We start from the raw sequence: 14,029 nt of genomic DNA, 5'->3' as shown, positions 1-14,029 counted from the left end.
GCCGCCAACAAGCGCTCAAATTTGTGAGTACCACTAAAGAACGCCAGTTTTGCACAAAATTTGATCTAACTCCTGCTTTTTAAGCGGAGCCCCAGCCACTCCGGGGGCTGCGCGCTACCTTAGCCATCTGTCGGTGTCATTTCTTTACCTAATCAGGGGTAGCTCACCGCTGTTCTACCCCTTTGTGGTCAGGTGATCCCACGGAAAGGGCCTTTTATATTCCCACTAAACCGATGCTTTAACCGCATTCCGATGCCCTGGGAGTACCGCATGAGCCATTTCCTGGACCGACTGAAATACCTTAAGAAACAAAAAGAACCCTTTTCCGGAGGACACGGGGAAAAGACCAACGACGATCGCAACTGGGAAGATGGCTACCGCCGCCGCTGGCAGTTCGACAAGATCGTACGCTCCACCCACGGGGTGAACTGCACCGGCTCCTGCAGCTGGAAAATCTATGTCAAAGACGGCTTGGTCACCTGGGAAACCCAGCAGACCGACTACCCGCGCACCCGCCCGGATCTGCCCAATCATGAACCCCGCGGCTGTCCGCGCGGCGCCAGCTATTCCTGGTATATGTATTCCGCCAACCGCCTCAAGTACCCGAAGATTCGCAAGCGCCTGGTGAAGCTGTGGCGCGAGGCCAAGTTGAGGTACAGCGATCCGGTGGAGGCCTGGGCCAGCATCGTTGAGGACCCGGCCAAAGCGAACTCCTACAAAGAGCGCCGCGGTATGGGTGGCTTTGTGCGCATCAAGTGGGATGAAGCCAACGAGCTGATTGCCGCAGCCAACGTCTACACCACCAAGAAATACGGCCCGGACCGGGTGACCGGCTTCTCGCCGATTCCCGCCATGTCTATGGTGTCTTACGCCGCCGGTGCCCGTTACTTGTCATTGATCGGCGGTAACTGCCTAAGCTTCTACGACTGGTATTGTGATCTTCCCCCCGCCTCACCACAGGTCTGGGGCGAGCAAACCGATGTGCCCGAATCCGCCGACTGGTACAACTCCAATTACCTGATCGTTTGGGGCTCCAATGTGCCGCAGACTCGCACCCCGGATGCCCACTTCCTCAGCGAAGTGCGTTACAAGGGCGCCAAGACCTGTGTGGTTACGCCTGACTACTCGGAGTGCTCCAAGTTTGGCGACACCTGGCTGGCACCGCGCCAGGGCACCGATGCCGCCCTGGCGATGGCCTTCGGCCATGTCATCTTGAAAGAATTCCACGTCGACAAACCCAGCGCCTACTTCACCGAGTACGTGCGTACCACCACCGATATGCCGATGTTGGTGACCCTGGAAGAGCGCGACGGCAAGCTGGTGCAGGGCCGCTTCCTGCGCGCTTCCGACCTAGCGGAAAACCTGGGTCAGGATAACAACCCGGAATGGAAAACCATCGGCGTCAATCACGATGGCCAGCTGGTGTCACCGCAGGGCTCTATGGGCTATCGCTGGGGAGAACCCTCAGCCAAAGAGGGTCGTGGCAAGTGGAATATTGAACAGCGCGATGGTCGCAGTGGCGAAGAGTTAGAGTTGAAGCTCAGTCTCAAAGACTGCGCCGATGAAATCGCGCAGGTCGCCTTCCCCTATTTCGGCGGCCAGACCCACGAACACAACTATTTCCAGCACACCGATCACGATGAAGTGATCGACTATAAAGTGCCGGTGAAGTTTGTCCAAAACAAAGACGGTGAGATTCTCAAAGTCGCCAGTGTCTATGACCTGACCCTGGCCAACTACGGTGTTGAGCACGGCCTCGACGACCCCAACTGTGCGCAGAGTTACGACGAAGACAAACCCTACACCCCCGCCTGGCAGGAAAAGGTGACTGGCTGTCGCCGTGAGAATGTGATTCAGGTAGCCCGTGAGTTTGCCAACACCGCCGATAAAACCCGTGGACGCTCCATGGTGATTCTGGGGGCCGGTCTCAACCACTGGTACCACATGGATATGAATTACCGCGGCATTATCAATATGCTGATGTTGTGCGGCTGTATCGGCCAGAGCGGCGGTGGCTGGGCTCACTATGTCGGGCAGGAAAAACTGCGCCCGCAGACCGGCTGGACCCCACTCGCCTTCGGTCTCGACTGGCAGCGCCCGCCGCGCCATATGAACGGCACCTCTTTCTTCTATAACCACGCCAGCCAATGGCGTTACGAGAAGTTGGAGATGGAGGAAGTGGTGTCGCCGCTGGCCGACAAGAGCAAGTGGCAGGCTTCCATCATCGATTACAACAGCCGCGCCGAGCGCATGGGCTGGCTGCCCTCCGCGCCGCAGCTGGGGATCAACCCACTGCAACTGACCAAAGATGCCGCCGCCGCCGGTATGTCTGCCAAAGACTACACGGTGCAGCAGCTCAAGCGCGGTGCGCTCAAGTTCGCCAACCAAGACCCGGATAATCCGCAGAACTTCCCGCGCAATCTATTTATCTGGCGCTCCAACCTGCTCGGCTCCTCTGGTAAGGGCCACGAGTACATGCTGCGCCACCTGCTCGGTACCAAGCACGGCCTAATGGGTAAGGACCTGGGCGAAGAAGGAGGCAAGAAACCGGAAGATGTGGCCTGGCATGACGCCCCCAGTGAGGGCAAGGTGGATCTGCTGGTGACACTGGACTTCCGTATGTCCACCACCTGCCTCTACTCCGACATCGTGTTGCCCACGGCCACCTGGTACGAGAAAGACGATCTCAACACCTCGGATATGCACCCCTTTATTCACCCGCTTACCAAGGCGGTGGACCCGGCCTGGGAAGCGCGCAGTGACTGGGACATCTTCAAGGGCATCGCGCAGAAATTCTCCGATCTGACCGACGGCCATTTGGGCGTGGAGAAGGATCTGGTGACCCTGCCGATCCACCACGATACGCCCGGAGAAATTGCCCAGCCCTTTGGGGTGAAGGCTTGGTGGAAAGGCGAATGCGACCTGATTCCCGGCGTTACCGCGCCCAGCATGATCGAGGTGGAACGCGACTACCCCAACATCTACAACCGCTTTACCTCGATTGGCCCGCTGCTGGAGAAACTCGGCAACGGTGGTAAAGGCATCAACTGGAACACCGATGATGAGGTGGACTTCCTCAAGAAGCTCAACCGCACCTGGAAGGATGAGACCGCCCGCGATGGCCGCGCGCGTATCGATAGCGCCGTCGATGCCGCCGAGATGATTCTGTCGCTGGCCCCGGAAACCAACGGCCAGGTCGCGGTGAAGGCCTGGGAAGCCCTGGGCAAAATTACTGGTCGCGATCACACCCATCTGGCCAAACCCAAGGAAGACGAGAAGATCCGCTTTGCCGATATCGTGGCGCAGCCGCGCAAGATTATCTCCTCGCCCACCTGGTCCGGTCTGGAAGATGAACATGTGAGCTACAACGCCGGCTACACCAACGTGCACGAGATGATTCCCTGGCGCACCATCACCGGCCGCCAGCAGTTCTACCAGGATCACGAGTGGATGCGCGATTTTGGCGAGAACCTGTGTGTGTACAAGCCGCCCATTAACCTGAAAACCGTGCAACCGGTGCTCAACCAGAAGCCCAACGGCAACAAGGAGATCCTGCTCAACTGGATCACTCCGCACCAGAAGTGGGGTATCCACAGCACCTATTCCGACAACCTGCTGATGCTCACGCTTTCCCGCGGTGGCCCTATTGTGTGGATGAGTGAATACGACGCCAAGTTGGCGGGGATCGAAGACAACGACTGGATCGAAATCTTCAACGTCAACGGCGCCATTGCCGCCCGCGCCGTGGTGTCCCAGCGGGTGCCGGACGGTATGGCGATGATGTATCACGCCCAGGAGCGCATCGTGAATACACCGGGAGCGGAGACTACCGGAACCCGTGGCGGTATCCACAATTCCGTGACCCGCGCGGTGATGAAACCCACCCATATGATCGGCGGCTACGCCCAGCAGTCTTACGGCTTCAACTACTACGGCACCGTGGGCTGCAACCGGGATGAATTTGTAGTGGTCAGGAAAATGAACAAGGTCGACTGGCTGGATGGCGAAGACGTCAAAGAGCCGACGCGAGAGGAGGTGTAACAATGAAAGTTAGAGCCCAGATTGGCATGGTGCTGAACCTCGATAAATGTATCGGCTGCCACACCTGCTCAGTGACCTGTAAAAACGTGTGGACCTCCCGCGAGGGGGTCGAATACGCCTGGTTCAACAACGTCGAGACCAAACCCGGCATCGGCTATCCGAAAGAATGGGAAAACCAGGACAAATGGAACGGCGGCTGGGTACGCAAGCAAAATGGCAAATTGCAGCCGAAAATTGGCGGCAAGCACCGCGTGCTGGCCAACCTGTTCGGCAACCCCGATATGCCGGAAATCGATGACTACTACGAGCCATTTGATTTCGATTACCAGACTCTGCACAACGCACCAGAGCAGAAACATCAACCGGTGGCCCGCCCGCGCTCCCTGATCAGTGGCGAGCGCATGGAAAAAATCGAATGGGGCCCCAACTGGGAAGAAATTCTCGGCACCGAATTCGAGAAGCGCAAAAAGGACAAGAACTTCGAACAGGTGCAGGCCGACATTTACGGTGAATTTGAAAACACCTTTATGATGTACCTGCCGCGCCTGTGCGAACACTGCCTCAACCCGGCCTGTGTCTCCGCCTGCCCTAGCGGCGCCATCTACAAGCGCGAAGAAGACGGTATCGTTCTGATCGACCAGGACAAGTGTCGCGGCTGGCGTATGTGTGTATCGGCCTGCCCCTACAAAAAGATTTACTACAACTGGAAAACCGGCAAATCCGAGAAGTGTATCTTCTGTTACCCGCGCATCGAAGCGGGCCAGCCCACCATCTGTTCCGAGACTTGTGTAGGCCGTATCCGCTACCTGGGGGTGTTGCTGTATGACGCCGACCGCATCGAGGAAGCTGCATCTGTAGAAGATGAAAAGGCGCTCTACCAAGCCCAGTGCGATATTTTCCTCGACCCCACTGACCCCAAGGTTCAGGAAGCCGCCCGCGCCGAGGGTATCCCCGAAGCCTGGCTCGAAGCTGCGCAAAACTCCCCGGTGTACAAAATGGCCATCGACTGGCAGATTGCCCTGCCGTTGCACCCCGAGTACCGCACCCTGCCCATGGTTTGGTATGTGCCACCCCTGTCACCGATCCAGAACGCCGTTCAGGCCGGCCAAATGGAAACCGTTACCGTGGGTCGCGGCGCCGAGATCCCCGATCTCTCCACCCTGCGAATTCCCCTCCAGTATCTGGCCAACCTGCTCACCGCTGGCGATGAGAAACCGGTGGCCCGCGCCCTGGAGCGCATGATCGTAATGCGCGCCTATATGCGCGGTATTCATGTGGATGGCATACAGGAGCGTGAACTACTGGAAGAGGCGGGTATGACCGTCGCCCAGGTGGAAGAAATGTACCGCTATATGGCCCTGGCCAATTACGAGGACCGCTTCGTGGTGCCCTCCAGCCACAAGGCCTACGCCGAAAATGCCTACGACATGAAGTCCTCCTGTGGCTTCAGCTTTGGCAACGGCTGTAGCACCGGCAACGACAGCACCAATATTTTTGGTGGCAAGCAGCAGGCAGTGCGCGAAGTGATACCGGCCAAAGTAGTCGACTGAAGTCGAGCGGAGAAAACCGATGAAAGTATTAAACCTGATCGCCCGCCTGCTGGATTACCCGTCCGATGAGCTGGTGGCACACCTGGATGAACTGACCAATTGGGTCGCGGAATCCGATGATCTGGATGCCCCTCTGCGGGACAAGCTGCTGGCGTTTATCTCCCACTACGAGCGTATGGAAGCGCTCGATTGGCAGAGTGAATACGACGGCCTGTTCGAGCGCGGCCGGGCCGTATCCCTGCACCTGTTCGAGCATATCCACGGCGAATCCCGCGATCGCGGCCAAGCCATGGTGGACCTGATGAACCGCTACCGAGCCGCCGGTCTGGAGCTGAATGAGCGGGAACTGCCGGATTACCTGCCCACGTACCTGGAATTTTGTGCCACTCAAGGCGAGGAAGCTTACGGCTGGGTGCACGATATTACCCATGTGATCGCCCTGCTGAGCGCGCGCTTATCCAAGCGTGAAAGCCCCTATCACCTATTGATGGATGCGCTGTTGCTGCAGGCCGGGGTCTTTGTCGATTTGGCTGCGCTCAAGGAAGAGGTGGCCAGTGAAGCGCGCGACGACACTCCCGAGGCCCTGGACAAAATCTGGGAGGAAGAGGTGGTCAGCTTTACCGGCGCCAACTCGTGCGACCAGTCCATCACACGGCCCAGCGCCACCCAGTTCCGCGATGGTCAGCCCCTAACCTGGGCCCCCAGTGCTAAAGATGCCGCGCAGAATTCTGCCCAGCCCGCCCCACAGGAGTAACAAGATGAACTATCTGAATACGCTGCTCTTTGCCATTTACCCCTTCGTTGCGCTCACGGTGTTTCTAGTGGGGAGCCTGATTCGCTACGACCGCGACCAGTACACCTGGCGCACAGGCTCCAGCCAGTTACTGGAAAGTAAACAGTTGCGCATTGGCAGTTACCTATTCCATATCGGGGTAATCGCGATACTTATGGGCCACTTTGTTGGCCTGTTGACCCCCAAGGCGGTGTGGCACTTCCTGGGTATTGAAGCCCCCACCAAGCAGTTGATGGCCATGGGGATCGGCGGTTTCTTCGGGGTGATCTGCTTTATCGGCCTCACTATTTTGGTTAAACGCCGCCTCACCAACCCGCGGGTGCGCGCCACCACGTCCAAAATGGATCTGGCCATTTTGCTGATGCTCTACGCCCAGTTAATCCTCGGCCTGATCAGTATTGTGGTATCCGCCGGCCATATGGATGGCGCCGAGATGCTCAAACTGATGACCTGGGCTCAGTCCATTGTCACCCTCGATGGCTCCGCAGCCGCAGCGGCTATCGCCGACGTAAATATCATCTACAAGCTGCATATTTTCCTCGGCATGACCCTGTTCCTGCTGTTCCCTTTCAGCCGTCTGGTACACGTGTGGAGTGTTCCGGTGCAGTACTTCCGCCGCAATTATCAGGTAGTGCGCGCCAAGGCTGCGCGCTAATCCCTGCAAACATTAACCCGGCCCGCTGCCTGCGGGCCTGTGAGGAGTTGAGTCATGAATGCACTACTGGCCTCCGACGCCGCCGGGCATGAATTTGAGTTGGCCGAAGCGGTGGCCGTCAACGGCAGTGAAATCCCCGCAGACCTGATCTACCAGGAAATGCAGTACCAGTCTGCGGATTCACCGCGCCAAGCGATTTATCGCGCCGCACGGGCCCTGGTGATCGGCTGGCTTTTGCGTGAGCGCGCTGCCGGGCAGGGCCTGTGTGAAGCTGATGAGGATCTACACAGCGAGGCCTTCGATCGGGCAGTGGCCGACCTGCTCAAAGGCGAGCTACAGGTGAACCCGGCCACTGAAACGGAGTGCCGTGCCTATTTCGAAGCCCACCCACATAAATTCCGTTCCGACCCCCTCGCCGAAGTGCGCCATATTCTGATCCCGGCGGCGCCGGACGACGCTGACGCCTGTGCCAAGGCACGCGCTGGCGCCGCAGAGCTGCTGGAACAGATACGCGCCGATGCCAACCCGCTGCAAGCTTTCGCCCGGTTGGCCCAATCTCACTCCGCCTGTTCCTCCGCCGAAGCCGGCGGCAGCCTCGGCCAGGTGGGGCGCGGTGATACCGTCGCGTCCTTCGAGCGCGCAGTATTCGAGCAGGGCACCGGTTTGGTAGAGGAACCCGTGGAGACCCCTTACGGAGTACACCTGATTTTTGTGGAACACTGTGAACCGGGCCGCCCGCTGGAATTCGAATATGTTTCGGAGCGAATCGAGGAATACCTAACTGAAAAACGCCGCCGCCAGATGACTAGCGACTACCTGCAAAAAATGGTGCAGGCCGCGCAAATCTCCGGCCTGGATTTATCGGGGGAGACCCACTGAGGTGGCAGAGATTCGCCAACTGTTCGCGCGCAATCGCGCCTGGGCTGAGGCGCAGACGGCTCAGGACCCGGAGTTCTTCCAACGTCTGAGTCGTCTGCAAGTACCTAAGTATTTATGGATCGGCTGCTCCGACTCTCGCGTACCGGCCAACGAAATTGTGGGCATGGCACCGGGTGAGCTGTTCGTACACCGCAATATCGCCAACGTGGTGATACACACAGACTTTAATTGCCTCTCGGTGCTGCAATACGCGGTTGAAGTACTCAAGGTGGAACACGTAGTGGTCTGCGGCCACTACGGTTGCGGCGGCGTACAGGCCGCCATGGGTCACAGCGAATGCGGCCTGGTGGGTAACTGGCTGCGTCATATCAAGGATGTCTACGCTCACCACCAGCAAGAGCTGGAATCCCTCGATGAAGAATCGCGCGCAGCGCGCTTGTGCGAATTAAATGTCATGGCGCAGGTACAAAACTTGGCCATGACTAAAATAGTCCAGCACGCCTGGGACCGAAACCAGCGCCTCAGCCTACACGGCTGGATCTACGATATTCGCGATGGCCTGATTCGAGATCTGGGTATGCGGATGGATGATCGCGGCCGGGTGCCGGAGATTTATCATGTTTATGGTGGGGTGTCGGAGGAGGGGTGAGGCTTCACTGCGTATCTTAATCAGAGAAGCCCTAAGTTATTTTCTTTTCAAGTTTCTAATAATTTTGCGCAGCATACCACCCGAGGTATACACGGCTTTGAAATGAAGGCAAAGTCGCAATGGAAAAGCCGATACCGAGCCTAAGAGTGTTATGTGTCTAGCTCGCCCCTGATCTGCACCTCAGGTGCAATTTTATGAAAATCAATAAAAATCTCAAGCATTGGTCTTCAGCTATACTCATATCAGTTACAATTTATAGAAATTAACTACTGCTCATCAGCTTGTATTTGTTCCTTGGCCAGAATTTTTTGACGCTTCCGTTTGGCAAGCTCTTCGCGCAGTCTGTTAGACTTTACAACGAAATTACCATCAATAAAGTCATAATTTTTTGTAGAAATAAGCGTATATAAATCGTCTTTTTCACCAGAGCCCTCTGTGATAAAGACAAAAAATTTTCTCCAAACTTGGTCACCCGGTATTATTGAGGTGCAGTTATTATCATAATCATGTACTGCTGAAATAAAATCCTTCTTTTCCCCTTTATACACTTTTATCACTTCAAAATTGGCGGCCCGCAGGTATGCTGAGACATACATTAAAGATAAAAGTTTGCCTTTAAATACAGATTTTGAACGTTTAATAATTTTCTGAGGATTTTGAAGAGCAACCGTTCCAGGGGAAATTATACAAGCTGATATATTCAGGCTAATCAGTATAAAAAAGAGCTACAAGAATTTTCATAAAAAAACGTCATTAGCAATTGTAAATTAATGAGTCGAAGTGATTTTTCCGCTCACCTAAATTTATTAATTTTATCAAACTCCATATGCAGTAGAGGATACGGCCTTCCTTGACCGTCTAGGGGAGATTTACCGACTACCGTAAAACCTAAATGCTTATAGAACCCTAGGGCTTGCAGGTTCTGTTCGTTGACGTCTACTTTTGTAGCACCTAGATTATCAATGGCATACCTTGTTAAAAAAGTTCCAACACCTGAGCCTCTTGATTCAGGCGAAATGAACAGCATTTCAATATTCCCATTAAGAACTCCACAAAATCCGAGAATCCTTCCATCTTCATTCTTTGCACATATCAGATCTACTGAGTCGAAGTATTGTTCTAAGATGAGCGGTTTAAGAATGAGAATATCTTCTTCCTGCAAAAAAAACGTGAGAAGCTCGAACAGAAGCCTCCCATATTTCAATCAGCGTTAAATAATCGTTTTTGCTTGTTGTATCTACTTTCATCTATTATTCTGATAGATATTTAATACCATGAGAGCCGGCATTTCGTATACTCTTCTCATCATTAATCACTGAAATAGTTCTTTCTATAAATCTTTTATAAGCTTTATGGGGTAGAAATGGAGATTTATTATTTATATTGAACTTCTCCAAAATATCCTTAACTTGTGTGTCAATCATTATTTGTCCCACACCCAGCCCTTTATGATGAAGCTCTCGAATTTTATTTATCCATGTAAAAGTATTTTTTCTGAATTCAAGCAAAGATGACTTTTTTGCTGGAGAGCCATGCCCAGGTATTATCAAACTCTGATCATCACCCAGATTTAAAATGGCCTCAATGGCTTCATTAAAACCTTTAATTCCGCCGGCATAAAATGTTGGATGCCAGCTGGTATCGAATACATCACCAACAAATATAGAATTACTTTCCTTATGGTAATAGATATTGTCGATTGTTGTATGAGACTTGACTTTAATGTGAGTGAGTTCATCTAAATTGAAGCTGCTCTCTATCAGTTTTCCACCTTGCTTTTCAAAGTGCGCGTTTCCACCTGTGTGGTCAGAATGCGCGTGTGTATTTAAGATGAAAGAAATTGGTTTATCGTAAATTGACCAAATTGCTTGATCTAACGCACTTAACTGATTATTTCCTGGCATAGGATCAATAAGTACCAATCCATTTTCCGTTGCTACTAAGCCAATATTCGTTCCGTACTCTTTTCCACTCAAGATATGTAGGTGTTCAGATACTTTTTGCACACTAATGCTACTTGATAAAGCGATAGAGCTGGTGAGTAGAAATAAAGTGGAGGTCAGAATTCTAAATCCTTTCAAAACTAATCCTCTTGCACTGTGATAAATGGTTCTCTAGTGTGTAACGGCTTTGTCAGTTGCACTTTGGATAAGGTATGGTATTGGGCTACTTTGGTAAGGCTAGCCAAAAACGTTAACTGCACAAAATTGCTAGCCGTAGCTATTCCACGCTAATTTTAATTTCATAAATAGGGTAAGCCGGCTTAATTTTGAGCACAACTTAGTGCCTTGATGAAGGAAATGTACGATATTTAAGTAACCAGTTTTGTGAATTAATGTTTGCTGGTGAGAACTAGCTATTTCATTGAATGAAAACCGATATTATTTCCTTCGGTATCTTGCGCTATTGCGATAAAACCATGCTCTCCAATAGACATTTTAGGCACTACTACCTTCCCACCTGCTGGCTCGACTCTGGTCAGTTCAACAGAACAATCTTCGCTATCAAAATACACTAGAGTGCTATTACCTCCAGCTTCAACCCCATCCATTTTACAAATTGCTCCGCTTGCCCCCGGCTCTTGTTTCATTGGAAATGCCCACATCTCGGGCTGAGGAAAATCTTTTACTTCGTCAGGATTGTCTAGTCGAGTTAACTCCTGCTTGAGAACAGCTTCATAAAAGGACTTTGCGCGTACCATATCATTTACATAAATTTCAAACCAACAAACTGCATTTGTATTCATTTGAGTATCCTCACTGTTAAGTATCTAGGTATGGTTTGTATTTCTGGAGACATAACGAAGTTTTAGAAAGATGATTCATATTTTACGTTGGCGCGGAGCTAGTCTCTATTTGGCAAGTATGGCCAATATACCCGTCGCCTTCAGCCCACCCTATTATAAGTCAATTTTACGCGCAATAATGAAAATTACCATATTATGCATTCCATGGCGCCATTGGACTTCAATGGTAAACCCAGCATCTTGAATTTCTTTCGCTAATTTTACTTCTGTTAGAATGAATACATCAGGCATTAGGCCCATGAATTTTCCCAGAGGTACCAAGTGCTTAATAAACCGCATATAGGAATTACCTAGACAAACGGTACTGCTCACGAAAACACCACCGGGCTTGAGAATTCTAGCAACCTCTGTCAGAACATCTCTTCTATCTGGTAATAAGTGAATAACATTTAGACCCAATACGGCATCAAAATTCGCAGGCTCAGCATTGAATTCGGTTAAAGTACTTTTGGTAAATTTAATATTATCGATACAGGCTTTCCTGGCCTTAGTTCGGCCAATCTCAAGCATATTTTCAGATATATCTACCTCTTCAATATGTTGTACATGCGGAGCGTGGTGAATCGCTGTAGTCCCTGTTCCGCAACCAAATTCCAAAATATTCCTATCAGGCGTAAAGAATTTCTGAGTATCTGAGAGCTTCTTCTGATAAGTTGCCTCATCAGAAATAGGGCTCCTAGCATACCCCTCTGCTTTTCTATCCCAGAACTTACCAGATCTATCCATATCCGTTCCTATATAAATGCCAAGGCATGATCGCGCTGACTCGTGACTCATAAAGCCTCAGCTGCAGCCCGAAGCGCACGACAACCTTAGATTTTTATGTTTTTACAACCCATTAAGGACACCCCACAACTTATCCCAACGTTCGATTTTTCCACCGGCACTCAACAGTCTTGGCTGAATTTGAATAGGGTTGCCAAGTTGATTCACGTCTTGCAATAAATTGGGATTTACTGCTCCGCGAAGCTGACCATTTATAGTGCAGCCTACGGCTAGTAGTTCATTACAAGTTCTACAATGGTAGAAATTAGCAAGCTGATCACCATTTTGTTTAGTTAAAATCCCATCACCAATGAAAACCACTAACATATTTGGATCACTTATAATACGTGATGGGTTGGCTTGGCAATAATTACAATCGCAAACGCGCGGGTTCAAACCTTCGAGCGGTCCAGCTAACTGAACTTCAACCCGCCAACGGTTACATTTACACGATCCCTTAAAGAGCATAATAATTAGTGCCAATTACGATGAAAGATACAATCGCCTCAATTGCCGGAGGCTACTGGCGTCTTTTTTGCCGGGATTTTGGTAAAAAGGTGACAGTGGCCGGAGATCAGGTTGTAGGCGCTTGGTACGCCCAGCATGGGCGTGAACTAATGGCGTGAAAATCTCCTGTAGGAAGATCATCATTTAATGGCTTTCATTAAATGCTAACTACTAGCGAATGGCAACTGCAACACCGTGAGGAGGAAGCCGTTGGCAAAACTACCAGCTGATGGACAGAAATATCCTATAAGGCTTAGCCTAGAGGCGGGGTTGAGGTGGGGTGGAGTTTAACGCCGTAATTATCGGAAAATTTGGAGTGACCTATTTGTGCTAACGTAGTGTTAAAGCACAAAAAGGTCACGGAGAATTTGTCCAGTACTAGCAACCTTAGTGCGCGCTACATTGCCTTGTATGGTGAAAACCTTATTAAAGCGCTCATTGCTTTGAAGCCCAAATTGCCAACCGATGCATGATAGCCTTCTGTGATATTTTGTCTTCTTGAAGCGGTTGAATTACTTTATCGTGAACTAAAAGACGATAAATATATTCGAGTTTCTCGTGAGCTGAATCGGTAGCTTCGAATTCGACCACCCCTCGCTTGGTACCATATGCAGTACCGAGCGCTATAGCCTTTTTTACTAACTCTTTTTCATTTTTGAGTTTCTTCATTATCATGTCTCAAAGAGGTCGTTGATATTATACACCTAACGCTTTGCACAGCGGCGCGAGGTACGAGTGTCCGGCCCCGAAGGGGAAAACTGCTGCAACTTATTAGAAATTATTTTAGGCATTACGTATCTATCGAAATATAATACGTCGTAAACCACTGTCCTAATAGCTCTGTTTTATGAACTTTGGTGGCGATTCTATTAAGAGCTTTATATTCAGGCCTACTTCCGAGTAGGTGAAATACTATTTCTTTATGCCCTAGCTCTTTAGCCCAACACATTAATGTTTTGAATATTGTGCGTCCAAAACCCCAGAATTTTTGAGATATTACAATTGCAAACTCGAAGCCATTATTATCTGGCTGAATTCCACACCAACCAGCAAGCATTCCGCCTATATAGATCGCTCGAACACGACAACCAGACATTGACTCTATTTTAATCTTGGCTTCCATCCAGTCTCTAATACTGATGGAATCAAAAAGCGCATGATCAATTAGATGCTTTCTCAATGCTTTTTCATTAACAACCGCCAAGAAATCTTCTGGATCTACATCGTTGAAACTCAAATATTTAATTTCGCTCATATCTCGCTACTTCTAACAGGATATTCAAAAGAAGCTGCATCATATCATTTGTTATTAACCCGGCGGACAAATAGTTCCATTATGCTGCATATTTAATCGATTCATGCCGGAAGTAGGATGCTACACGCG

The 14,029-nt window shown here is 50.9% G+C and carries 15 protein-coding genes; 7 read left to right on the top strand and 8 right to left on the bottom strand.

Features of this window, described 5'->3' with window-relative positions:
• Positions 1–270 precede the first annotated feature (270 nt).
• Genes Q1A69_RS10125 through can form a run of 6 tightly spaced genes read left to right on the top strand, consistent with a single transcriptional unit; the run spans position 271 to position 8,567 of the window.
• Positions 271–4,041 (top strand): nitrate reductase subunit alpha, encoded by a 3,771-nt coding sequence (locus Q1A69_RS10125; protein ID WP_299584834.1) that lies wholly within the window; start codon positions 271–273, stop codon positions 4,039–4,041.
• A gap of 2 nt (positions 4,042–4,043) precedes the next feature.
• Complete coding sequence (narH, locus tag Q1A69_RS10120) at positions 4,044–5,591, top strand: nitrate reductase subunit beta (protein ID WP_299584832.1); 1,548 nt, start codon at positions 4,044–4,046, stop codon at positions 5,589–5,591.
• 19 nt (positions 5,592–5,610) lie between these two features.
• Positions 5,611–6,345: a nitrate reductase molybdenum cofactor assembly chaperone gene (gene narJ / locus Q1A69_RS10115; RefSeq protein ID WP_299584830.1), complete on the top strand. Its 735-nt coding sequence runs from the start codon at positions 5,611–5,613 to the stop codon at positions 6,343–6,345.
• A gap of 4 nt (positions 6,346–6,349) precedes the next feature.
• On the top strand, positions 6,350–7,039 hold the full coding sequence (gene narI, locus Q1A69_RS10110) for a respiratory nitrate reductase subunit gamma (RefSeq protein ID WP_299584828.1): 690 nt from the start codon (positions 6,350–6,352) through the stop codon (positions 7,037–7,039).
• A gap of 54 nt (positions 7,040–7,093) precedes the next feature.
• Complete coding sequence (locus Q1A69_RS10105) at positions 7,094–7,918, top strand: peptidylprolyl isomerase (RefSeq protein ID WP_299584826.1); 825 nt, start codon at positions 7,094–7,096, stop codon at positions 7,916–7,918.
• A 1-nt stretch (position 7,919) separates the two neighbouring features.
• Positions 7,920–8,567, top strand: coding sequence for a carbonate dehydratase (gene can, locus Q1A69_RS10100; protein WP_299584824.1), 648 nt, complete (start codon positions 7,920–7,922; stop codon positions 8,565–8,567).
• Positions 8,568–8,833: 266 nt separating this feature from the next.
• On the opposite strand, the gene Q1A69_RS10095 is transcribed toward can, so the two are convergent.
• From Q1A69_RS10095 to Q1A69_RS10070, 6 genes are all read right to left on the bottom strand, one after another.
• A complete protein-coding gene (locus Q1A69_RS10095; protein ID WP_299584822.1) occupies positions 8,834–9,115 on the bottom strand; it encodes a hypothetical protein in 282 nt (93 codons plus the stop codon).
• A 245-nt stretch (positions 9,116–9,360) separates the two neighbouring features.
• Positions 9,361–9,729, bottom strand: a complete 369-nt coding sequence (locus Q1A69_RS10090; protein ID WP_299584820.1) for a GNAT family N-acetyltransferase — start codon at positions 9,727–9,729, stop codon at positions 9,361–9,363.
• Positions 9,730–9,817: 88 nt separating this feature from the next.
• Positions 9,818–10,648: an MBL fold metallo-hydrolase gene (locus tag Q1A69_RS10085; protein WP_299584818.1), complete on the bottom strand. Its 831-nt coding sequence runs from the start codon at positions 10,646–10,648 to the stop codon at positions 9,818–9,820.
• Positions 10,649–10,923: 275 nt separating this feature from the next.
• Positions 10,924–11,313 (bottom strand): VOC family protein, encoded by a 390-nt coding sequence (locus tag Q1A69_RS10080; protein WP_299584816.1) that lies wholly within the window; start codon positions 11,311–11,313, stop codon positions 10,924–10,926.
• A gap of 153 nt (positions 11,314–11,466) precedes the next feature.
• Positions 11,467–12,099: a class I SAM-dependent methyltransferase gene (locus Q1A69_RS10075; protein ID WP_299584815.1), complete on the bottom strand. Its 633-nt coding sequence runs from the start codon at positions 12,097–12,099 to the stop codon at positions 11,467–11,469.
• Positions 12,100–12,201: 102 nt separating this feature from the next.
• Entirely contained in the window at positions 12,202–12,465 is a 264-nt protein-coding gene (locus tag Q1A69_RS10070) for a hypothetical protein (protein ID WP_299584813.1), read from the bottom strand.
• Between the two features lie 161 nt (positions 12,466–12,626).
• Here Q1A69_RS10070 and Q1A69_RS10065 point away from each other — a divergent pair, with 161 nt between their 5' ends.
• Positions 12,627–12,764, top strand: a complete 138-nt coding sequence (locus tag Q1A69_RS10065; RefSeq protein WP_299584811.1) for a hypothetical protein — start codon at positions 12,627–12,629, stop codon at positions 12,762–12,764.
• A 316-nt stretch (positions 12,765–13,080) separates the two neighbouring features.
• On the opposite strand, the gene Q1A69_RS10060 is transcribed toward Q1A69_RS10065, so the two are convergent.
• Entirely contained in the window at positions 13,081–13,314 is a 234-nt protein-coding gene (locus Q1A69_RS10060) for a DUF5062 family protein (RefSeq protein WP_152452014.1), read from the bottom strand.
• Between the two features lie 121 nt (positions 13,315–13,435).
• Positions 13,436–13,900 carry an N-acetyltransferase gene (locus Q1A69_RS10055; protein ID WP_299584809.1) on the bottom strand — a complete coding sequence of 155 codons (465 nt, stop codon included), beginning with the start codon at positions 13,898–13,900 and terminating at the stop codon, positions 13,436–13,438.
• Between the last annotated feature and the right edge of the window lie 129 nt (positions 13,901–14,029).

It is taken from the genome of uncultured Microbulbifer sp., assembly GCF_947498635.1.
Lineage (GTDB): Bacteria > Pseudomonadota > Gammaproteobacteria > Pseudomonadales > Cellvibrionaceae > Microbulbifer > Microbulbifer echini.
Note: the sequence above shows the minus strand (reverse complement) of the source record. Positions and strands in the feature narration are given on the sequence as shown.

Bases quoted from the DNA above. Each gene is read 5' to 3' on its own strand.
- Q1A69_RS10125 (WP_299584834.1), top strand. From the start codon at position 271: ATGAGCCATTTCCTGGACCGACTGAAATACCTTAAGAAACAAAAAGAA.
- narH (WP_299584832.1), top strand. From the start codon at position 4,044: ATGAAAGTTAGAGCCCAGATTGGCATGGTGCTGAACCTCGATAAATGT.
- narJ (WP_299584830.1), top strand. From the start codon at position 5,611: ATGAAAGTATTAAACCTGATCGCCCGCCTGCTGGATTACCCGTCCGAT.
- narI (WP_299584828.1), top strand. From the start codon at position 6,350: ATGAACTATCTGAATACGCTGCTCTTTGCCATTTACCCCTTCGTTGCG.
- Q1A69_RS10105 (WP_299584826.1), top strand. From the start codon at position 7,094: ATGAATGCACTACTGGCCTCCGACGCCGCCGGGCATGAATTTGAGTTG.
- Q1A69_RS10080 (WP_299584816.1), bottom strand. From the start codon at position 11,313: ATGAATACAAATGCAGTTTGTTGGTTTGAAATTTATGTAAATGATATG.
- Q1A69_RS10075 (WP_299584815.1), bottom strand. From the start codon at position 12,099: ATGGATAGATCTGGTAAGTTCTGGGATAGAAAAGCAGAGGGGTATGCT.
- Q1A69_RS10070 (WP_299584813.1), bottom strand. From the start codon at position 12,465: ATGTTAGTGGTTTTCATTGGTGATGGGATTTTAACTAAACAAAATGGT.
- Q1A69_RS10065 (WP_299584811.1), top strand. From the start codon at position 12,627: ATGAAAGATACAATCGCCTCAATTGCCGGAGGCTACTGGCGTCTTTTT.
- Q1A69_RS10060 (WP_152452014.1), bottom strand. From the start codon at position 13,314: ATGAAGAAACTCAAAAATGAAAAAGAGTTAGTAAAAAAGGCTATAGCG.
- Q1A69_RS10055 (WP_299584809.1), bottom strand. From the start codon at position 13,900: ATGAGCGAAATTAAATATTTGAGTTTCAACGATGTAGATCCAGAAGAT.